The organism is Flavobacterium sp., assembly GCF_044377315.1.
Classification (GTDB): domain Bacteria; phylum Bacteroidota; class Bacteroidia; order Flavobacteriales; family Flavobacteriaceae; genus Flavobacterium.
Window position 1 is genome coordinate 61,418 of record NZ_JBILJG010000009.1, and the last position, 20,702, is coordinate 82,119.

Sequence of the window (20,702 nt, forward strand, 5' to 3'; positions counted from 1 at the left end):
CTTTTTTTGTAAAGATAAAAATTTATCAGACAATTGAAAAATTATATCAACAAATTGGAATGTTACGAAGAATTTTAGTACAAAATTCGCGCAAAAACAATAACCATCATAAAAAAGAGGCTGATACCCCAACGTCGTATATGTGAAAGTGAAAACGACATTAAAAAAAAGTAGCCAGTGTGAACTGAAAATTGTAAAATAAAAAATTATAAAATTACGTTAATATGAAAAAAAGTTTGAAAGTATTTATAGTATCTTTGGTACTAACCTTTATCTCGTGTGAGAAAACTGATTTGACACAGGCAGAAACAACTACAACATTAAGCAAAGCTCCAACACCTCCGCCGAGTGTTGGCTATACTGATGTTAAATCATTATACATAAATAATGGTATAACCAGCAATGGTAATTGCACTAGAAACATTTTAGTTTTTCCAAGTTGGGCTAGATACAACCAAGTTATTGATTATTTAGATCAACAAACCGAAATATACTGTGATGCATTTGATGCTCAGTGGGGAAATTTGCCTGATGAACAATATGATGCAAAATGTGATTTATTAGGTTTTGATGAAGATAATAAATTACTACAATTTGAAAATAATTTTACTTTTTGCTCGTTGAGAAAAAAAATAAGCCCTCTTGAAGAAGCTTGGCTAAATGTGCAAGGTGACGGTGTTTGGGATATAACAACCGATCCAGATGAACATTTTATTGAAGATGATACAGAAAGAGCATTACTTAATGAAGGAGTTGAAGTGATTATTGGAACAGGAACAAGAACGGATCCATATAAAATTTACAAGTTTAACGCTGATGGAAGTTATTACATTATCAGCAATATGAATACAACTGCTTTGCAACAAATTAATAATGGAACTTATGTTGCAGGTTCTAGTGCTAATGTTGTAAAAGTAATTGAGACTAAGCCATTACCACCTCCAGGCTGCAAATATGAAGTAAAAGATAAAGGTTACTCTTATGATGGGAACAGCAGAATAAAGTGGAAAGCTAAGTCATACAGAGAAACTGGCGCTAGTCAAACTAGCCAAAGCTATATGATTAAAGGCAAAATAATTGCAAAAACAAAAAGTTACAAAAAGAAAAATAATGGAGGTTGGAGAGGAAAAAGAGCATGGATAACCGCAGGAATTCAAGGAAATGCTTTTGATGCATGTGATGTTCAAATATCTAAAGACAATATGAAAGATAAAAACAGAAGGAAAGTAAAAGTTAAGGAAACCATAAATCCTTTTGTAGGTGTTCTACCTCAACTTCATTATCTTTCATTTCAAGACAATACATTATTTAGTAGACATATAAAAGGAAACATAAATATAAGCAACGATTATTATGATATGCCAAATAATTAAATTTTTTACAGTAGCAAGCATTTTGCTTGCTACTGTTTTTTTTAACAAAGTAAATGCCCAAGAAGCAGAAAAACTTTTTCACGAAAAATATTCAAAAATTTCACTTGTTATACAACCATCAAGATTAGAAGCAGGACAAGCCTACAACTATGATAAATCAACCTATCCTAGTTTGGTTTTAAATAATTCGAGATCGCTACAAGCTGGTTTCTACTATAACTTTGCTCAAAGCGGAAGATTTAATTTCAAAACAGGTTTGATTTTTAAGGAATTAGGTCCAAACTTTGACCTAAACGTTACCAATGAGGATGTAGGTTATGAAAGAGAAGAGTTTCTACAAAATTTCATAATTGGAGAAGCCTTCATTTTTACAATCCCTTTAAAAACGGAATGCTTTATCCCAATATCACATAAAGTCAATATTATTGCAGGTTTAGGAATTGGTTTTGGTGTAACAACAGATTCTAATATTCCAACAAGAACAAGCGTAAGTGTTGTGAAAAAAATTGATGAAAACAATTATGAAGGTAAAACAATTTTTGTTTCAAATACAAATGGTGCAAAAAAAGGATTTGAAAGTGAAATTTCTTTGGGTTTAAATTATAAAACAAAATTTGCGTTATTACAACTAGAATTATTTTATTCTCAAAACTTCTGGCAACCTATTGTTACTGGTGAATATTCAATTAGTAATCTAGAAATAAGTGATGATAAAACTGGTCAACTTACAGTTTATAATAATTTTTATGGTTTGAGTTTATCTATAACTCCCAAAAAAAAGTGGTTAGTTAGGAAATCGAAAAGATAATTTTATAATCAATAATTGATTTTAATAAAGTGCATTAATGAAACTCAAAACTCTAATTTTCCTTTTATTTCTAATAGGGAATTATACATTTTCTCAAGTTGGCATCGGCACAACCAATCCGCAAGCGGCATTAGATGTTCGCTCTACAACTGATGGTTTGCTTATTCCTAGAATAGCTTTATCGGCAACTAATGTCGCAACTATTGCAACACCTACTATATCTGAGTTAGTTTACAATACAAACACCACTGTAAATGGCACCAACCGTGTATCGCCTGGTTTTTATTATTGGTCAGGCACTAACTGGATAAGACTTATAACAAATAACCAGCCTTCAAATGATTGGAATTTAAGTGGTAATATTGCAACAAATAGCAACTTTATTGGTACGACCAATGATGTAAATCTTATTTTTAAAAGAAATAATATTTATGCAGGCTCAATTCGTGAAGACAATACTGTACTCGGATTTGATGCAATGGATGTAAATAGTAACACCGAAAACAGCGTTGCTATCGGTGCTAGAGCTTTACACTCGAGCAATAATGGTTTAGGTAATGTAGCTGTTGGATATGCTACTATGGAAAACACAACAACTGGCGGTGTAAATACCGCAATTGGTTCACTTTCAATGAATGATAATACTACTGGTTATGCAAATTGCGCATTAGGAAGTTTAACCTTGTCTCAAAACACAACAGGACATCATAACAATGCTATTGGCTCATCATCTTTATTTCGTAATACAACAGGCAACAGTAACACAGCAACTGGCAGTGAAAGTTTAGCATTTAATTCTACTGGCAATTTTAATACCGCATGTGGTGAAAGAAGTTTAAACAAAGCTACAACAGCAAATTTAAACGCCGCTTTTGGCTCTAGAGCTATGTTTAATACGACAACGGGTACAAACAACACTTCTATTGGCAGTCTTACTATGTCTTTAAACAGTACAGGGAGTAACAATACTGCTGTTGGTTATAATGCGATGAATGTTAACACAACTGGTAACAACAATACTGCAATAGGTAGTGGCGCGCAACTACCAGTAAGCACTGACAGCAACCAAGTCCGCATAGGCAACAATGCTGTTACTTATGCAGGCGCACAAGTAGCTTGGTCAGTTACGTCTGACGGTCGCTGGAAAGAAGATATAAAAAAATCAAATTTGGGTTTAGATTTTATTAACCAACTTAATCCTGTTTCTTATATCAGAAAAAGTGAAGATACTGAAACTACTAAACAAAAACGTGAATACGGTTTTATAGCACAAGAGCTTGAGCAAACATTAAATAACAACAATGCAAAAGATAACGGCATCATTACCAAAGATGACGAAGGAATGCTAAGTGTGCGTTATAATGATTTGCTTGCTCCAATGGTAAAAGCAATTCAAGAGCTAAATGAAAAAAACAAAAATCAAGAAAAATTGATTCAAGAGTTGGTTATTAGATTAGAAACTTTAGAGAAAAACAAATGATAAAAAAATTGCTTCTATTGTTTTTAGTCTTTGCATTAATTTCATGCAAAACAAACACCTATATTTTTGTAGATTCTAAAACACCCTATAGTGTAGATTTTTCAAATGGCAAATGGCTATTAAACGAGATAGACTGCCCAACCGATAATAAAGACCCATTAACAACTCAAACAATAGATTTTTTTAGTAAAAAAGTAGGGCAACGTTTCTCCTATATAAAAAATGAAAAAGGATTACTAATTGCACAAAAATCTTATTTTCAAGCTACTAAATCGGTTTTAAAAGACTTAAAAAAAGGAACAGATTTTGATTACCTACTAAACATTGTCGCCAAAAAAAACAGAAGCGACATGGCGGGTTTACAGCTTTATCAAAAAGAAGTTCCTGGCACCAACGAAAGTGAAGTATTTCTAGAAATTGTAGATTTGAATACACAAGAAGTCATTTTTTCTGAACACGTAATTGGCAAATTTCAGAAAAATACTCAAAAATCTATTTGGGATGACCCAAACACAAAAAAATCTACAAATGTTATTGACAACATCAATATAAACAAAACTTCTAACACTCTACTAATTGGTTGTTTAGGAAAAATTCTTGATAAACTAGGTAAAACTTAAAAAGAGATTCCTCCGGAATGACAGACTAGAAGAACAGAATAACAAAGCAATACCCTACTTCTTCAACTCCAATTTTTCAGCAAAATAGTCGCAAAAATCTCTCATTGTTCCCGCCATTTTCTCGTCGGCAGTGGCACGTTCGAAACTATCGGCCATTGCAACTAAAGTTTGGTGGTAAAAAATCTTCATTTCGTCAACTGGCATATCTTTAGTCCATAAATCGATACGCATGGTTTCTTTTGCTTTGCTATCCCAAATAGAAAGCATGATGGCTTTTGCCTCTTCTTTTTCAATACCGCCATCTTGAGCTGTCCAAGATAGTTTTTCGGGAACACGATTTTCGTCTAAATCTATTGTGAATTTTATTTCTGAAGTCATTTTTGTTGGGTGTTGGATGATGTGTGTTGGAAGATGGGAGTTGGAAGATGGAAGTTTTGAGATTCCTTCGGAATGACAAACTGGTCACATAAACTATACTCTGATTTCTACTTACTCCTTCTTTGGTTTATATTTTGAATTTTCGAATATTGTTTTGGCATCCATTTTTAGCATGTCTTGTAAGGATGTTTTGTTATTTTCCATATACGAACGTACTATTTGCCAGCCTAGCCATGCGCCTACTCTTCCAGGTGTGTCATTGTCTATCTCTAAATAAAATTTAGAAAAAGGTGCTGGATTTATAAAACGTGGCACTAATTTTTGATCGGTATCGTATAGCATCTGATTTTCTAAGAAAAACCGCCACATATAATTTTCGTTTTCCTGGCAGAACTTGATTTGTTCAGGTGTATAACCCATTTTTATATCGTCGGGTGCTTCTGGAAGTAGAATATCTTTTAAGTACATTTCTTTTCCAACATAAATCATAAATGACAAGAATGTTCCTTCTACTGGCGGCGCAATTTTCCGTGGAGCAAAGCTAGAAACAATATCTGGAAGGATTTGATTTTGCTCGAAATTTTGCTTGAGATAGTTAGGGAATTCATAAAATTTATGATCTTTACCTAAATAAAGTTCAAGAGAAATGATTACCAAACTATCGGCATAAATAGCTTTATTTTGGTAATCCATTTCGGAAATGATGGTGATTACTTTAGGTGTTTTGGTTTTTGGGAAATAATATTTGATATGTTTGAACAAATCTTCAATTTGAGTTGTCTCGGTTTCAAAATTGCCATATTTTTTTTGCACTTCTTTGTACAATTCTCTCCATTGTGGATGTTGCATTTTTTCTAACCAAACAGCATCTTCGTTTCCTGCTGGAAAGAAAAATGGATATTGTTGCTTAAGTTTAGGCAAATCGGCAGGAGCAGTTTCAAAAAATGCTTTGTCAAAACGTTCTACTTTTATTTCGAGCGGAATTTCTTCTACAGCTTTTTCTATTTTAGATTTTTGTTCGCACGAAAACAGAAAGATTGTTACTGTAATAACCACAAATATTTTTCTCATAGATTGGTCTATTTTAGCCCTGATTACTTCACAAAGTGTTAATTTCCATTTGAGTTCAGTGAACTACGTTTGCAGTGGAAATCCTTTTCTTTTTTTCTTTAAAAAGAAAAGATTGCAACGAATAGCAGGATTAGCTTCTCCCTTCGACTACGCCCAGGATGACAATATTGATTTTAAGTTAATTTATATTATTTTTGCAAATATACATTTTCCAAAATTTAAATTTTCTTAATAGTATGCAAAAAAATACTGGCATTAATCCTGAAAAAGTAAATACTCAAATAGTAAATTGGTTGAAGGAATATGCCACAAATGCAAAAGTAAACGGTTTTGTAATTGGAATTTCGGGTGGTGTTGACTCGGCAGTAACTTCTACATTATGTGCGCAAACGGGCATGAAAGTTTTGTGTGTAGAAATGCCGATACATCAAGCAGAAAGCCAAGTAAGCCGTGGCAGAGAGCATATTGAACAGCTAAAAAAGAAATTTAAGAATGTAAGCAATGCATCGGCAGATTTGACCGAAGTTTTTGAAACATTAAAGAAAGAAGTTCCCGATGACGTTTCGATTGACAAAGTGAATTTGTCGTTAGCCAATACAAGAGCGCGTTTGCGAATGACAACCTTATATTATTATGCTGGAATATACGGATTGCTTGTTGCAGGAACCGGAAATAAAGTAGAAGATTTTGGAGTAGGGTTTTATACCAAATATGGTGATGGCGGTGTAGATTTGAGTCCGATAGCCGATTTGATGAAGTCAGAAGTGTATGAATTAGGTCGGTATTTAAAGATTTCAGAATCAATTTTGAATGCAGCTCCAACCGATGGACTTTTTGGCGATGATAGAACCGATGAAGATCAATTAGGCGCCAGTTATGACGAATTAGAATGGGCTATGTTAGCGTCAGAAACCAGGAAAATGCCTGTGGAATTTTCTGATAGAGAAAAAGAAATTTTTGAAATTTACAACAAGCTAAACAAATCTAACAAACACAAAATGAACGCGATACCTGTTTGCAAAATTGAAAAAAAATAAATAAAAAATCATAAAAAAATAGAATTGTATTAATTTTTAACTAATTTTGTATGTTAACTTTTTTTTAAAACAATTTATTTAAAATAATGATATTATGATAAGAGTATGTTTGGCAGACAACTATCCAGTTGTTCATTTTGGAGTGAAATCTTATTTCAAAGATCATGCTAACATTAACATAGTTGCTAATGTTGGTACTTTTTCTATGATTAAGGATGTATTAAATGATAAGGAGATTGATGTTTTGATTCTAGATTTAGACTTAGATGGATTATCGAGTATATACGAGGTGAAAGCACTAATAAAAAACTATCCTAAAACGAAGTTTATTATTTATACAAACTATGCAGAACAACTATATGCTCCAAATGCAATAAAAGCTGGAGTTTCAGGATATGTTCACAAAACTTCTAAATTAGAGAGCTTAGGAAATGCCATTACACGTGTAAGTCAAGGAAACATTGTAATGAATGAAAATCTAAAGAAAAACTTGGCTGCTATTGCAAAACAAAACAAATCAGAGCGTTTGTACCGTAAACTTTCTAACAGAGAAATTGAAGTTCTTCGTTACCTGAGTGATGGTAAGAAAAACAATGAGATTGCTCAAATCTTAACTTTGAATGAAAAAACGATTAGTACCTACAAACTACGATTGTTACAAAAATTACATGTTACCAATCTTGTTGACTTGGTAAACAAAGCTAAAACATTAGAAATCGTTTAATAAAAAGGAAGAGGGTCGAATACGCCCTATACTTCTAGAAATAACGACTTTCAACTTGTTGTAATCATTTATTGAAGATAAAATCTCTGTTTTATCTTCAATTTCTGGTTTCAATATTTCTATCATTTGTTCAGAGTTAAGTTTATTGATTAGATATTCTCTATATGAGATTATTACATCAACAACTAAAGACTTTAGTACTTCTGAATTAAATTTGTCTTTCACAAACACCTGTTTTTTCTCTAACCATCCATGAAGTTGGTGTTTTTCATCATCCATATAAATATCAGTAACAACGGGTAAAAACTCTGGCTTTAGGTTGTTTAAATAATTTTCACTGTCAAAAATGTCATTATTTAAATAATTAGCAATTAAATCGTCATATATGTCTTTAAAAATTGGATTGGCAAATTGAATTTCGTCTTCTTGAAGATTTAAATAAATACGATTAAAAATTTTGGATGTAACTTTTTCTGTTACTTGAACTTCTTTTTCGTCTTCATATTTGATAAAAACATTTTCAAATTCTATTTCAAAATTCCCATAGATAAGTAAAATTTCTAATATTTTCTTTTCAAGTAAATTTAGAACATCTACTTTTTCGGTTGCAATTGTTTCTTCATTTTTTACAACCTCAAAATATTTTTGTTCTTGTTTGAGTTTTTTTCCGGCTTCAGAAATATCTTTTTGAAGTAATTGTGCCAAGGTATTTAGCAAGACTTGTTCCGAAATATCCATAATTCGAGAACATTCCTGAATATAAATTTCGCGCTGAATTCTGTCTTTTATTTTAGAAATACTAACAACCATATCTCTAATCAAATCGGCTTTTTTGATAGGATCGTTTTTGGCTTCGTCCATCAAAAGTGAGGCTTTGAATTGAATAAAATCTTTAGCGTTTTCATCCAAATATTTAATCAATTCTTCATGCGTTGCTTTTTTGGCAAAACTATCTGGATCTTCACCTTCTGGAAAAGTACAAACACGAACATTCATGCCTTCTTCCAGTATTAAATCTATTCCACGAATAGAAGCTCTAAGTCCAGCAGCATCTCCATCATAAAGCACTGTTATATTCTTGGTCAAACGATTAATCAGTCTGATTTGTTCAGGTGTCAAAGCCGTTCCAGACGAAGCTACTACATTTTCAATTCCGGCTTGGTTAAATTGAATTACATCGGTATAACCTTCTACCAAATAACAATTGTTTTGTTTAGCGATTGCTTGTTTTGCATGAAAAATTCCATAGAGAACTTTACTCTTGTGATACAAATCACTTTCGGGTGAATTGAGGTATTTGGCCGCTTTTTTATCTTGTGTTAAAATTCTTCCACCAAAACCTAGAACACGTCCTGACATTGACTGAATTGGAAACATTACACGACCTCTGAATCGGTCCAAAACACTTTTGTCATCTCTAACAATTGTTAATCCTGTGCTTTCTAGGAATTCTAATTTGTAACCTTTGCCTAACGCTTCTTTTGAAAAAGCATCCCAAACATCGGGTGAATAGCCTAACCCAAATTTCTTAATAGTTTCGGTTGTAAAACCTCTTTCTTTGAAATACGAAAGTCCGATAGCTTTTCCTTGTTCGGTATTATGTAGTGTTTCTTGAAAATAGTTTTTGGCAAATTCTGAAACCAGATATAAACTTTCTCTTGCGTCAGTATTTGCTTTTTCTTCGTCAGTCAATTCTGTTTCTTCTATTTCAATATTGTATTTTTTGGCCAAATAACGAATAGCTTCCGGATAGGTAAAATGTTCGTGTTCCATCAAAAAAGCAACTGAGTTTCCTCCTTTTCCAGAACTAAAATCTTTCCAAATTTGTTTTACTGGCGAAACCATGAACGACGGTGAACGCTCGTCAGAAAATGGACTTAGCCCTTTGAAGTTGCTTCCCGCGCGTTTTAATTGCACAAAATCGCCAATGACTTCTTCTACTCGAGCCGATTCAAAAACTTTGTCTATGGTTTCTCTTGCTATCAATTTTTAAAAAAAGTTTAGAGTTTACTAGTTTATTTTACTACTTCTAAATTTTTAAGTTTGTAAAAATACATAATTTAAAAATAAAAAAAGCCTACAAAAACAGAAAGTCTTGCAGGCTTGTTAGGTGTAAACTTAATGCTATTTGAAAATTTCCTCAAGAACAAAATCAAGTTGAGGAAAAAGTGGACTTTGAATGATATCTTCTTCAATAAGAGGATGTTTCCCAATAAAAATGTCGTTTTCGAGTGCGTAAATAAATAATGTTTTATCAGCAGGATTTACAATCCAATATTCTAATACGCCTGATTCTTGATACAAATCATATTTGTATTTCATTTCTTTAGAAGAATTTCCTGGAGATAAAATTTCGATTACTAAGTCTGGCGCACCAATAGCACCTCTTTCGTCTAATTTATTTTCATCACAAAACACACACAAATCTGGTTGTACAACTGTAAAAACCTCTTTATCGGCGGTAGATTTTTTTTTATCAACTAATCTAACATCAAATGGTGCGGAAAATAATTTGCAAGTATGATTTTTGAATTCATACCATAAAAGCCCATGCAAGTTACTAGCAATTTTTTGATGAAAAGTGCTTGGTGCTGGACTCATCTTGAAAATTTTCCCTCTTATTAGCTCTAATCTTTCCTGAAACTTCCAAGTAAGATAATCGGCATAAGAATAGGTTTTTTCTAAATCTAAGTCATTAATATTGGTAATCATAACTTTATTTTTTTCAAAATTAAGAATTATTTTCTAAACAAAACCCTTTCATATTTTAAAAAACTGAAAGGGTTAAAAACAAATCTAAATCACTATTGGTCATTGTTTTTGCAATTGATTTTTGATATTGAATTAGACTTTTATTTACATAGACGATTCTCGTTACAAAAAGGTTGAATGTGAATTTAAAATTCAAAAAATAAATTCTAAATTCCAAAAGTGGAATCAATAACTAATGTTTAATGAGAATCGCCGCGGCGAATGACAAAATTGGATTATTTTTTTCTTTCAATTACATAGTTAACCATCAAGGTTAAGCTGTCTTTGTATTCGGAGTTGGGAAAATTTTGGATAAGTGCTAGTGCTTCTTGTTGGAATTGAACCATTTTTTCTTCGGCGTAGGATAATCCGTTTTTGTCTTTTACAAATTGGATTACTTCTTTAACTCGCTTCTTGTCTTTGTTATGATTTTTGATAGAATTGATGCACCAACTTTTTTCTTTTGGAGTACAATTATTGAGTGCATAAATCAGTGGCAACGTCATTTTTTGTTCTTTGATATCAATTCCTGTTGGTTTTCCGATGGAGTCGTCTGAATAATCGAATAAATCATCTTTTATTTGAAAAGCCATTCCGATAAGTTCTCCAAACTTTCGCATGGTTTCTACTTGCGTTTCGTCATCCGAAACAGATTTTGCTCCAAGTGCACAACAAGCAGCAATGAGAGTTGCTGTTTTTTGTCGAATGATTTCATAGTAAACCGATTCATCAATATCTAATCTTCGTGCTTTTTCTATTTGAAGTAATTCGCCTTCACTCATTTCACGTACCGCTACTGAAATTATTCTAAGCAAATCAAAATCGCCATTGTCTATTGAAAGTAACAATCCTTTTGAAAGTAAATAATCTCCAACTAGCACAGCAATTTTATTTTTCCAAAGAGCGTTTATAGAGAAAAAACCTCTTCTTCTGTTGCTATCATCTACCACATCGTCGTGAACTAAAGTAGCGGTATGAATTAACTCAATAACAGAAGCTCCTCTGTAAGTTCGCTCGTTTACAGTTCCGCCTGAAATCATTTTGGCGGTTAGAAACACAAACATGGGTCGCATTTGTTTTCCTTTTCGATTAACGATATAATAAGTGATTCTGTTAAGCAACGCCACTTTGGAGGACATGGATTCGAAGAACTTCTTCTCGAAAAGTTCCATCTCTACATTAATGGGTTGTTTTATTTGCGAAGTTATATTCATTATTGGAAGCAAAAATAAGGATTTTGTATTTACAAATGATGTTGTTATAGTAAACTTAACTTTTAGACAATAAAAAAATTAACTCACCAATTAAACGGTTCTTCCTTTTTTAAACCACATAGAAATATAGTTCTATTTTTTGGCGCTGTGCTTTTGAAGCTTTACCACAAAGAGCACGAAGAAGGCACAAATTTCGCAAAGGTTTGATAGAACGCGGATTTACACGGATGCTTCGCAAACGCGGATTTACACGGATTTTTTTTGGAGCACAGACCTGTCTGCCGACAGGCAGGTTGAAGAAATTAGAGAAATCTTGATAATTTATTGCTTCTAAGTTCTCGATACATTTTAAACTTTTATCAAAAAAAAAACAATTCTCAATTAAACCTTTTTGAATTATAATTGTCTAATATTTAAACCATAAAAAAATATAGAATATGAAAACAACACAATTTATTTTAGGATTAGCTTTAGTATTTACTTTTTATAGTTGTAACATAGATGACAAAGAAGAAAAAGGAACTATAACTTCGGAAGAAATGCAAGTAAATGCAAAAATTGACATTGCTAGTGATGATGTGTCGAATATTGTGGAAGAACAACTTACCTTAGATGATGGCATTGTTGGAAGAGGTACAACATCTGCCACACAATTTTTGCCTGCTTGTGCAGTAGTGACCAGAGTTCCAGAAACAGGTGTTCCTGCTGTTGGTCAGAATATTGTTAAAACGATTAATTTTGGCACTAGTGGTTGCGAAATGCCAAATGGAAATGTACTTAAAGGTGTTATTATAATCACCATTCCTTATTTACCGAATGCTACTACTCATACTATCACTTATCAGTTTGTAAATTTCTATCATAATGCTATCAAGTTTGACGGAACTAGAACTTTTTCAAGAACCATGAGTGCTGCCGTTGACGGGCATCCTATTGTAACAATGAATATGGATTTTAATGCTACTTTCCCTAACGGAAATGTTTACACAAGAGTGGGAACTAGAGTTAGAGAGATTATAGAAGGTATGAATACTCCATTCATTTTAGCTGATAATATATACAAAATTACTGGAAGTTGGACAACGACTTTTCCTAACACAACAGTTCAAACAAGCACTATTACAACGCCTCTTAATGTAAAGATGAGCTGTATATCGGTTAATAAACCTTTGCTTGTGTCTGGGGTTATAACTATTACTAGAAATAATAATGTTGCCACGCTAGATTATGGCGATGGTACGTGTGATAATCTTGCCATTTTTACTTTAAATGGTGTTGCTTATTCAATTACATTTGGTTATTAATATTGATTTCTTTTAAGAAGAAAGGTTCCAGTTTTGGAGCCTTTTTTGTATGGTTTAACCGCAAAGTACACTAGAAAAGTTTAATGGGAACGCGGATGAAACGGATGCTTCGCAAACGCAGATTTGCACGGATTTTTTTGGAGCACTAAGGACACGAAGTAATACACGAAGGGCACGAAGGCTTTTTTTAACCACATAGAAACATAGTTTTTTATAGTTTTATTTCTTGGCGCTGCGATTGGGATAGGTTACATAGTTTTTGGCGCTGCGCTTGGGATGGGAACGCGGATGAAACGGATGCTCCGCAGAAACGGATTTGCACGGATTTTTTTAGAGCATGGATTAGAGAAATCTTTATGATTTATTGCTTCTATGTTCTCGATACATTTTATAAAAAGCTAACGCGTTTTATAAAACACTCGAAGTGAAACGGTGGTGGTGGGTTGATTTATTAGTAATTAAAGAAGCATAAATCATAATCCCCAGAAGCACTTCAATCCTATTTTATCATATCACCATTTCGCACCTCGTATTTCGTACCTCGTACCTCTTATGATTTGTTGGCTAATTGACCACAAGCAGCGTCTATGTCTTTTCCTCTGCTTCGACGTACTTTGGCTACTATATCGTGTTTGGATAATTCTGTTATGTATAAATTGATAGCATCGTCGGATGCTTGTTGGAATTCGCCGTCGTCTATTGGATTGTATTCTATTAGATTGACTTTGCAAGGAACGTATTTACAGAATTTTACAAGAGCATCAACGGCTTGTTTGTTATCGTTTATTCCTTTCCAAACAACATATTCGTAGGTAATTTTACTTTTTGTTTTTCTGTACCAATAGTCTAAGCTTTCTCTTAAATCTTTTAGTGGAAAGTTTACGGTAAAGGGCATAATTCTATTACGAACCTCCTCTATTGCAGAATGTAACGAAACAGCTAATTTAACTTTTACCTCATCGTCTGCCATTTTCTTAATCATCTTCGGAATTCCAGATGTTGAAACTGTGATTCTTTTGGGCGACATACCTAGCCCTTCGTTGGAAGTTATCATGTCGATAGCTTTCATTACGTTGGGGTAATTCATAAGCGGCTCTCCCATTCCCATAAAAACGATGTTAGACAAAGGATGGTTATAATACAAACGGCTTTCTTTATCTATAGCCACTACTTGATCATAAATTTCGGCTGGTTCGAGGTTGCGCATTCTTTTGAGACGTGCTGTTGCGCAGAAATTACAATCTAAACTGCAACCTACTTGTGAAGAAACACAGGCGGTTGTTCGGGTTTCTGTTGGAATTAGAACACTTTCAACTACTAAACCATCATGGAGTCGTACTGCATTTTTTACGGTTCCGTCGTCACTTCGCTGCATGGTGTCAACTTTGATGTGATTAATGACAAAATTAGATTCGAGCATGGCGCGGGTTCCTTTAGAGACGTTAGTCATGTCTTCAAATTTATGAGCGCCTTTACTCCATAACCATTCATATACTTGATTGCCTCTAAAGGCTTTGTCTCCATTGGCTACAAAAAAGTCTCTGAGTTGTTCTTTGGTGAGGCTTCGAATGTCTTTTTTCTCCATCATGAGGCAAAGATAGTTATTTTTTGGAAGATGCATTGACTTGGAGTCTAACCACAAAGAGCTCGAAGAATGCACTAAGATCACTATGTTTTTTTTGGAATACAGATTAGGTAAATCAGAGAAATCTTTATACAATTTTATTGCTTTTAAGTTCTCGATACAATTTTTGTGTAATAGCTGCGCAATCCGCCGCGGCGGACCACTCGAAGTGACGGTGGTGGTGGGTTTATGAATTGTTGTTTTTTTGGAATTTATTATTTGTCTTTTGGAATTTGCTTTTTGGAATTTGTTCTTTGTACTTTTGCTTCTTAAATTTATTCTTATGCATTTTCTTTCCGACGATTTAGAACACTATATTGAGCAACATTCTCAGAAAGAGCCTGAGCTTTTAGCGCAATTGAATAAAGAAACCTATCAAAAGATATTGCTTCCACGTATGTTGAGTGGGCATTTTCAAGGACGTGTTTTGAGTATGCTTTCTAAGTTGATTCGTCCTGTGACTATTCTTGAAATTGGTACTTATACGGGTTATTCGGCTTTGTGTTTGTGTGAAGGTATGCAAGAAAATGGTATTTTGCATACTATTGATATTAAGGAAGAGTTGATTGATTTTCAACGAAAACACTTCGATAAGTCGCCTTGGGGTTCTCGAATTGTGCAACATTTGGGTGAGGCTTTAGATATTATTCCAACTATTGATGCTACGTTTGATTTGGTTTTTATTGATGCTGACAAGGAGAATTACATCAACTATTTTAATCTAATTGTTCCCAAAATGAATAAAGGTGGTATTATTTTATCAGACAATGTTTTGTGGAGTGGAAAAGTTGTGGAAGATGTAAATCCGAATGATATTTCTACAAAGATTTTGCTTGAGTACAATACGCTTTTGAATGAGGATGCTAGAGTAGAAACGGTTTTGTTACCTATTCGTGATGGATTGACGGTTACTAGAATCCTATAAGGACTTAACCACAAAAGATTGAAGGTTTTTTTTATTTTTTTAACCACATGAAGATATAGTCTTTATAGTTCTATTTTTTTGTGCTCTACTTGAAGCTTTAATCACAAAGAGCCAAAGATGGCGGAAATCTCAACCGGATTTTAAGGAAGACAGATTGAAGAAATTGAACAAAACACATTAATGAGATTCCTAACAGAATGACAAGATTGTGGGAGAAGATGGTAAGCAATGAGAATATTGTAGAAATCAGATAATGATTATGAGATTCTTACGGAATGAAAAAAAATAGAAAAATAAAAATATGAAAAAAATACTACTTCTGCTATTTATAGGTTTCACTAGTTTGCTAACAGCGCAAACGTCAACTGTAGCATTAAGCGACATTCGCAATTATATTGGCAAAACGGTTACAGTATGCGAAAAGGTAAAAAGCACGTTTAAAACACAAGAGCATGAGCATAGTTTTCTAAACTTTGGTGACGTGTATCCGTATCAGCAGTTAACGGTTGTAATAAAGAAAAAGCATTTAAAAAATTTTAATTATGTGCCGGTAACGCATCTGGCGGGTAAAACTATTTGTGTTTCTGGCGAAGTGTATTTATACAAAGGAAAACCCCAATTACGGGTTAAGAGGGAAAATCAGGTGGTGGAAGGCAGTTGAAGAGATTCCTAACGAATGATAAACTAAGGAATTAGTCTTTTTTTTAAACCCACGTAGGGACTTGAATACTAATTATTTTGGAACGCGAATGAAACGAATGCTTTACAAACGAGAATTTTTACGGATTTAAAAAATCTTTATAATTTATTACTTCTAAGTTCTCTATACATTTTATAAAAAGCTAGCTCATTTTATAAAACACTCAAAGTGACGGTAGTGGTTTTGTATATAAACCTGACAGTTTTTAAAAACCTGTTAGTCCTATTTATTAAAGTAAAATTCTGAATACTAATCCTTTTTGTTATCCTCAAAGGTGAAATTTCTTAATTTAGGAACTTTTACGTAGGTAAAGGCTACTACTCCTAATGTTAATAGTCCACCAGTTACTACTGCTCTTACGGTACCTAACCAGTGCGCCATTAAACCGCTTTCAAAATCACCAAACTCATTAGAGGAACTTACAAATATGGTGTTTACAGCAGATACTCGCCCACGCATTTCGTCTGGTGTTACTAGTTGCAGGATAGTACTTCGTATTACAACACTTACGGAATCAAACATACCTGACAATAAAAGCATAATAAAGGATAAGTAAAAATTGGTGGATATTCCGAATACAATAATAGACAACGCAAATCCTGTTACACAAAGGAAGAGTTTTTTTCCTGGATTTGTTTTTAATGGTAAAAAGGCTAATAATCCAAGCATTAACAACGCTCCTATTCCGGGTGCTGAACGAAGGATTCCAAATCCCATTTCGTTAACATGTAAAATCTCTTTTTGATAAACGGGTAATAATGCCACAGCTCCACCAAATAAAACTGAAAACATATCGAGAAGTTGAGCCGCTAAGAGTGTTGGTGTTTGTATTACAAACTTTAAACCTTCTTTAATACTTTGCAGCATAGGCTCTTTATCTCTTTTAAGAATTGGTTTTACTCCAATAGAAAGCAATGGAATAAAGATAAGTAGTAGAAATAGTATTACTGCAAAAAGTCCAACATAAACACCAAAGAATGCTATAAAAAAACCAGCTACTAAAGGACCTATTACGGCTCCCATTTGCCAGGACATACTACTCCAACTAGTGGCATTAGGATAATGTTCGCGAGGCACTATCATTCCGAATAATGAAAACATAGATGGCGCATAGAAAGCTCGTAATATGCCCCCAATAAATACAAAAAAATAAATGGAGCCAACAATGACCGAAACGGTAGTTTGTTTTTCTATATAGGGCAATGCTAAAATAAAAAGACAAATGGAAGTAATAATGTATCCCAGAATACAAGTAATGACCATTTTTCTTTTTTCACTTTGATCTACATAATGCCCTGCAATTAATGAACATCCAATGGCAGGAATAACCTCCGCTAGTCCAACTAAACCTAGAGAAAGCTTGCTGTTGGTTAAGCTATATACCCAAAAATATAAAATGGTTGATTGCATGTTTAACGCAAATATGATTCCAAGTCGGGAAATTAGAAAGGCTTGAAATTCTTTTATCTTCAATGATGGATTCTTGTAGAAAAAACCTGAAGTGGCGATAGAAGATGGTTTTTCTTTTTGCATTTAGGACTTGCTTTCTTGAAATAAATTTTTGGCAAATTTACGGAAAAAGTTGGTTTTATTTTTCGGGACTCAGATGGTGGATTAACCGCTTCGTTTGGGATAGAGTTATATAGAACTACTTGGTAAAAATTCTGTTTTCTTGTTCTATAACTCTTATGAAGGTGGTTCTTTTGGTTAGTTCTTTCAATTTAGAAGCTCCAACATAAGTACAAGTACTTCTTAACCCCCCCAAAATATCATGTAAAGTATCTATGACATTGCCTTTGAACGGAACTTGAACGGTTTTGCCTTCGCTAGCTCTATATTCGGCAACGCCACCAACATGTTTTTTCATAGCCGTTTCTGAACTCATTCCATAGAATTGTTTGAACTTTTCTCCGTTAACTTCAATTAGTTCACCTCCGCTTTCTGTATGTCCTGCAAGCATTCCACCAAGCATTACAAAATCGGCTCCAGCTCCAAAAGCTTTAGAAACATCACCCGGAATAGCACAACCGCCATCGCTAATGATGTGTCCGCCCAATCCGTGAGCAGCATCAGCACATTCAATAATAGCAGAAAGTTGCGGATACCCAACTCCAGTTTTGACACGTGTAGTACATACAGAACCAGGCCCTATTCCGACTTTAACAATGTCAGCACCTTCTAATAGTAGTTCTTCTACCATTTCTCCAGTTACAACGTTTCCTGCAATAATTACTTTGTCAGGATATTGTTTGCGTGCTTGTTTTAAGAAACCCACAAAATGCTCCGAATACCCATTAGCAACATCAATACATATAAATTTAAGTTGTGGATTGCTTTGAAATATTTGAGCTATTTTTTTAAAATCTTCTTTTCCTGTTCCGGTGCTAACGGCAATATAATCGCAAATGTACGAAGGTGCTGTTTGGATAAAGTCTTTCCACTCTTGAACAGAATAGTGTTTGTGAATGCAGGAGAATAGTTTTTCTTTTGCCAATGCCAATGCCATTTCAAAGGTTCCAACAGTATCCATATTGGCTGCCATAATAGGCACGCCTGTCCAAGTTGCGGTGCTGTGTTTAAACTTAAATTCGCGTTCTAACGACACTTGCGATCTACTATTGAGTGTAGAACGTTTGGGTCTTATCATTACGTCTTTAAATCCTAGTTTAAGTTCGTTTTCTATTCTCATTTTGTTTACTTTGTCATTATATTCAAATGTATTACTTTCGGAGAAATATAGAAGCTATTTTTTGGGTTTATGTGGGAGGAATTTATTAACAATTGTTAGTAAAAGAAGGCGCGAAATTCGAGATGATTTAATTGGAACACGTATCAAACGGATGCTTCGCAAACGCAGATTTGCGCGATTTTTTTGGAACACGGATTGAAGAAATTTAGCACTGCGATAAGGATTTAACCGCAAAGAGTACAAAGAAGGTGCTAAGTACGGGGAGATTTAATTGGAACGCGGATGAAATGGATGCTTCGCAAACGCTGATTTGCAAAGTTTTTTTTGAAGAAATTAAAGAAATCTTCATAATTTATAGCTTCTAAGTTCTCGATACTTTTTATAAAAAACTTACGCATTTTATAAAATACTCGAAGTTACGGTGGCTGGTTGAATAATTCGTTTTTTTAGTTTAAAAAGCAGAGTTGTGGTAGAAGACATTTTTTTGTATTATGAATACTTCTACTTATACCCTGCTTTATTTTTTTTGGTTAATCTTTCACTCCTAATTTAGTCAAAATATCTGCCATCAAACACCATTTTGTTATTGATGATTGCAAAAGATTTACCCCTACAAAAGCAGTAAACCACAGCCAATTCTGACTTACATAAATTGATAATAAAATACTAATAAGTATAAAAGTTCCAGCTACTGCGTGTAAAATTCTTGTTTTCATTTTTATAGTAATTAGTTAATGGTGAATAGTTTTTCTAATTCGATTTTTTAATATTAATAATAACTGAATGGATATGTGATAGCGTTTCTTGTTTTGCATTGAATTCGTCAATTGCATTAAATACACTATCTATCTTTTCATTTTCTACAAATGCATAAAATAGTATGGATTCGTTTTCGTTCATTTCTGTGCCAAACCAATTACTTTCGATGGCATCTTCTGAAGTATTTCTGTAGCCAGTAACTTCTCGATAAGAGAACGTTTTTACTTGTGCCTTTTTTAGAATTTGTTTTACTTCGTTTTCAAATTGGGCTACTGCTGTTATTATCAATAGTTTCATGTTTTCTAGTTATGAGTTATGAGTTTCTTCCTTTATAACTTGAGATGGTTTTTCCCATTTTTTTCTTTCTGTGATGTAGTAAATTAACGGCACTACAATCAAAGTCAAAATTGTTGAAACGATAGCTCCAAAAACAAGCGAAATCGCTAATCCTTGAAAAATTGGATCGAATAGAATGATTACGGCTCCAATTACAACAGCTCCCGTGGTCAATAAAATTGGAGTTGTTCTTACGGCTCCTGCTTCAATAATAGCTTGTTTTAATGGAATACCTTCGTTAAGTCGGATTTCAATAAAATCGATAAGTAAGACCGAATTTCGCACCATTACTCCTGCTAAAGCAATCATTCCAATAAATGAAGTGGCTGTAAAATAAGCACCTAACAACCAGTGTCCGAATACAATTCCAACTAACGAAAGTGGAATCGCCATCATCATAACTATTGGTGTTTTAAAGTTTTGGAACCATCCTACAATTAGCATATAAATAATTACAATTACTACTCCAAATGCAATTCCTAAATCACGGAAAACCTCTAACGTAATTTGCCATTCTCCATCCCATTTTACGGTGAAATCACTTTCATCTGAAGGTTGTTCCATGTACAATTCGTTAACTTTATAACCCGCTGGAAGTTTCATTTTTTGCAATTCTTCGTTCATTCCTAAAATGGCATATACTGGACTTTCTAATTCTCCAGCCATATCAGCCGTTACATAAACTACTCGTTTTTGATCTTTTCTGTAGATGGTTTTTTGTAATTCTGCTTCTTTAACTTTAACCAAATCGGAAACAGGAATTACATTTCCACGACTACCTTTAATTTTTAAATTCTGAATATCTTGAAGTGACGTTTTGTCTTTGTCATCTAAAGAAAGAACTATGCCAACGCTATTATTTGAATTTTCATCGTATAAATTTGAAATTGGATATTCTTTTAACAAATA

At 33.5% G+C, this 20,702-nt stretch carries 20 protein-coding genes; 9 read left to right on the forward strand and 11 right to left on the reverse strand.

The window, feature by feature from the left end:
• Positions 1–224: 224 nt before the first annotated feature.
• The 4 genes from ACIQ66_RS04420 to ACIQ66_RS04435 are packed head-to-tail and all read left to right on the forward strand — an operon-like array spanning position 225 to position 4,281.
• A complete protein-coding gene (locus ACIQ66_RS04420; RefSeq protein WP_396211598.1) occupies positions 225–1,373 on the forward strand; it encodes a hypothetical protein in 1,149 nt (382 codons plus the stop codon).
• Complete coding sequence (locus tag ACIQ66_RS04425) at positions 1,354–2,181, forward strand: hypothetical protein (protein ID WP_396211599.1); 828 nt, start codon at positions 1,354–1,356, stop codon at positions 2,179–2,181. Before ACIQ66_RS04420 ends, ACIQ66_RS04425 begins: the two co-directional genes overlap by 20 nt.
• Before the next feature lie 37 nt (positions 2,182–2,218).
• Entirely contained in the window at positions 2,219–3,661 is a 1,443-nt protein-coding gene (locus ACIQ66_RS04430) for a tail fiber domain-containing protein (RefSeq protein ID WP_396211600.1), read from the forward strand.
• Positions 3,658–4,281 carry a hypothetical protein gene (locus ACIQ66_RS04435; protein ID WP_396211601.1) on the forward strand — a complete coding sequence of 208 codons (624 nt, stop codon included), beginning with the start codon at positions 3,658–3,660 and terminating at the stop codon, positions 4,279–4,281. The genes ACIQ66_RS04430 and ACIQ66_RS04435 overlap by 4 nt, the downstream gene beginning before the upstream one ends.
• A 54-nt stretch (positions 4,282–4,335) precedes the next feature.
• Here ACIQ66_RS04435 and gldC read toward each other — a convergent pair whose 3' ends face one another.
• Positions 4,336–4,659, reverse strand: a complete 324-nt coding sequence (gldC, locus tag ACIQ66_RS04440; protein WP_298179059.1) for a gliding motility protein GldC — start codon at positions 4,657–4,659, stop codon at positions 4,336–4,338.
• 111 nt (positions 4,660–4,770) lie between these two features.
• Positions 4,771–5,730, reverse strand: coding sequence for a gliding motility lipoprotein GldB (gene gldB, locus ACIQ66_RS04445; protein ID WP_396211602.1), 960 nt, complete (start codon positions 5,728–5,730; stop codon positions 4,771–4,773).
• Positions 5,731–5,966: 236 nt separating this feature from the next.
• Between gldB and nadE the strand changes: the two genes are divergently transcribed.
• Positions 5,967–6,767 (forward strand): NAD(+) synthase, encoded by an 801-nt coding sequence (gene nadE, locus ACIQ66_RS04450; RefSeq protein WP_396211603.1) that lies wholly within the window; start codon positions 5,967–5,969, stop codon positions 6,765–6,767.
• A 94-nt stretch (positions 6,768–6,861) separates the two neighbouring features.
• Positions 6,862–7,491: a LuxR C-terminal-related transcriptional regulator gene (locus ACIQ66_RS04455; protein ID WP_396211604.1), complete on the forward strand. Its 630-nt coding sequence runs from the start codon at positions 6,862–6,864 to the stop codon at positions 7,489–7,491.
• On the opposite strand, the gene dnaG is transcribed toward ACIQ66_RS04455, so the two are convergent.
• From dnaG to ACIQ66_RS04470, 3 genes are all read right to left on the reverse strand, one after another.
• Positions 7,477–9,477, reverse strand: coding sequence for a DNA primase (gene dnaG / locus ACIQ66_RS04460; protein WP_396211605.1), 2,001 nt, complete (start codon positions 9,475–9,477; stop codon positions 7,477–7,479). The two genes, ACIQ66_RS04455 and dnaG, sit on opposite strands and share 15 nt — an antisense overlap.
• Before the next feature lie 138 nt (positions 9,478–9,615).
• Entirely contained in the window at positions 9,616–10,203 is a 588-nt protein-coding gene (locus ACIQ66_RS04465) for a Uma2 family endonuclease (protein ID WP_396211606.1), read from the reverse strand.
• Positions 10,204–10,478: 275 nt separating this feature from the next.
• Positions 10,479–11,456, reverse strand: a complete 978-nt coding sequence (locus ACIQ66_RS04470) for a polyprenyl synthetase family protein (protein WP_396211607.1) — start codon at positions 11,454–11,456, stop codon at positions 10,479–10,481.
• Positions 11,457–11,893: 437 nt separating this feature from the next.
• Here ACIQ66_RS04470 and ACIQ66_RS04475 point away from each other — a divergent pair, with 437 nt between their 5' ends.
• The gene (locus tag ACIQ66_RS04475; protein ID WP_396211608.1) at positions 11,894–12,760 is read left to right on the forward strand and encodes a hypothetical protein; all 867 of its coding nucleotides are present in this window, start codon (positions 11,894–11,896) and stop codon (positions 12,758–12,760) included.
• A 550-nt stretch (positions 12,761–13,310) separates the two neighbouring features.
• Here ACIQ66_RS04475 and rlmN read toward each other — a convergent pair.
• On the reverse strand, positions 13,311–14,381 hold the full coding sequence (rlmN, locus tag ACIQ66_RS04480; protein ID WP_396211609.1) for a 23S rRNA (adenine(2503)-C(2))-methyltransferase RlmN: 1,071 nt from the start codon (positions 14,379–14,381) through the stop codon (positions 13,311–13,313).
• Positions 14,382–14,667: 286 nt separating this feature from the next.
• On the opposite strand from rlmN, the gene ACIQ66_RS04485 reads away from it, so the two are divergent.
• Both ACIQ66_RS04485 and ACIQ66_RS04490 read left to right on the forward strand, forming a co-directional pair.
• Positions 14,668–15,309: an O-methyltransferase gene (locus tag ACIQ66_RS04485; protein WP_396211610.1), complete on the forward strand. Its 642-nt coding sequence runs from the start codon at positions 14,668–14,670 to the stop codon at positions 15,307–15,309.
• Between the two features lie 301 nt (positions 15,310–15,610).
• Positions 15,611–15,970 (forward strand): hypothetical protein, encoded by a 360-nt coding sequence (locus ACIQ66_RS04490; RefSeq protein WP_396211611.1) that lies wholly within the window; start codon positions 15,611–15,613, stop codon positions 15,968–15,970.
• 288 nt (positions 15,971–16,258) lie between these two features.
• Here ACIQ66_RS04490 and ACIQ66_RS04495 read toward each other — a convergent pair whose 3' ends face one another.
• The 5 genes from ACIQ66_RS04495 to ACIQ66_RS04515 all read right to left on the reverse strand — a co-directional run.
• Positions 16,259–17,482: an MFS transporter gene (locus tag ACIQ66_RS04495; RefSeq protein WP_396211612.1), complete on the reverse strand. Its 1,224-nt coding sequence runs from the start codon at positions 17,480–17,482 to the stop codon at positions 16,259–16,261.
• 175 nt (positions 17,483–17,657) lie between these two features.
• Complete coding sequence (locus ACIQ66_RS04500) at positions 17,658–18,698, reverse strand: GMP reductase (RefSeq protein WP_396211613.1); 1,041 nt, start codon at positions 18,696–18,698, stop codon at positions 17,658–17,660.
• Positions 18,699–19,228: 530 nt separating this feature from the next.
• Entirely contained in the window at positions 19,229–19,414 is a 186-nt protein-coding gene (locus tag ACIQ66_RS04505) for a DUF2892 domain-containing protein (RefSeq protein ID WP_396211614.1), read from the reverse strand.
• 34 nt (positions 19,415–19,448) lie between these two features.
• The gene (locus tag ACIQ66_RS04510) at positions 19,449–19,754 is read right to left on the reverse strand and encodes a hypothetical protein (RefSeq protein WP_396211615.1); all 306 of its coding nucleotides are present in this window, start codon (positions 19,752–19,754) and stop codon (positions 19,449–19,451) included.
• Between the two features lie 9 nt (positions 19,755–19,763).
• Positions 19,764–20,702, reverse strand: a 939-nt coding sequence (locus ACIQ66_RS04515) for an efflux RND transporter permease subunit (RefSeq protein ID WP_396211616.1), incomplete at its 5' end; no start/stop codon positions are given.

Excerpts from the sequence above, each read along its gene's own strand:
- ACIQ66_RS04420 (WP_396211598.1), top strand. The coding sequence starts at position 225 with ATGAAAAAAAGTTTGAAAGTATTTATAGTATCTTTGGTACTAACCTTT.
- ACIQ66_RS04425 (WP_396211599.1), top strand. The coding sequence starts at position 1,354 with ATGATATGCCAAATAATTAAATTTTTTACAGTAGCAAGCATTTTGCTT.
- ACIQ66_RS04430 (WP_396211600.1), top strand. The coding sequence starts at position 2,219 with ATGAAACTCAAAACTCTAATTTTCCTTTTATTTCTAATAGGGAATTAT.
- ACIQ66_RS04435 (WP_396211601.1), top strand. The coding sequence starts at position 3,658 with ATGATAAAAAAATTGCTTCTATTGTTTTTAGTCTTTGCATTAATTTCA.
- gldC (WP_298179059.1), bottom strand. The coding sequence starts at position 4,659 with ATGACTTCAGAAATAAAATTCACAATAGATTTAGACGAAAATCGTGTT.
- gldB (WP_396211602.1), bottom strand. The coding sequence starts at position 5,730 with ATGAGAAAAATATTTGTGGTTATTACAGTAACAATCTTTCTGTTTTCG.
- nadE (WP_396211603.1), top strand. The coding sequence starts at position 5,967 with ATGCAAAAAAATACTGGCATTAATCCTGAAAAAGTAAATACTCAAATA.
- ACIQ66_RS04455 (WP_396211604.1), top strand. The coding sequence starts at position 6,862 with ATGATAAGAGTATGTTTGGCAGACAACTATCCAGTTGTTCATTTTGGA.
- ACIQ66_RS04465 (WP_396211606.1), bottom strand. The coding sequence starts at position 10,203 with ATGATTACCAATATTAATGACTTAGATTTAGAAAAAACCTATTCTTAT.
- ACIQ66_RS04470 (WP_396211607.1), bottom strand. The coding sequence starts at position 11,456 with ATGAATATAACTTCGCAAATAAAACAACCCATTAATGTAGAGATGGAA.
- ACIQ66_RS04475 (WP_396211608.1), top strand. The coding sequence starts at position 11,894 with ATGAAAACAACACAATTTATTTTAGGATTAGCTTTAGTATTTACTTTT.
- rlmN (WP_396211609.1), bottom strand. The coding sequence starts at position 14,381 with ATGCATCTTCCAAAAAATAACTATCTTTGCCTCATGATGGAGAAAAAA.
- ACIQ66_RS04485 (WP_396211610.1), top strand. The coding sequence starts at position 14,668 with ATGCATTTTCTTTCCGACGATTTAGAACACTATATTGAGCAACATTCT.
- ACIQ66_RS04490 (WP_396211611.1), top strand. The coding sequence starts at position 15,611 with ATGAAAAAAATACTACTTCTGCTATTTATAGGTTTCACTAGTTTGCTA.
- ACIQ66_RS04500 (WP_396211613.1), bottom strand. The coding sequence starts at position 18,698 with ATGAGAATAGAAAACGAACTTAAACTAGGATTTAAAGACGTAATGATA.
- ACIQ66_RS04505 (WP_396211614.1), bottom strand. The coding sequence starts at position 19,414 with ATGAAAACAAGAATTTTACACGCAGTAGCTGGAACTTTTATACTTATT.
- ACIQ66_RS04510 (WP_396211615.1), bottom strand. The coding sequence starts at position 19,754 with ATGAAACTATTGATAATAACAGCAGTAGCCCAATTTGAAAACGAAGTA.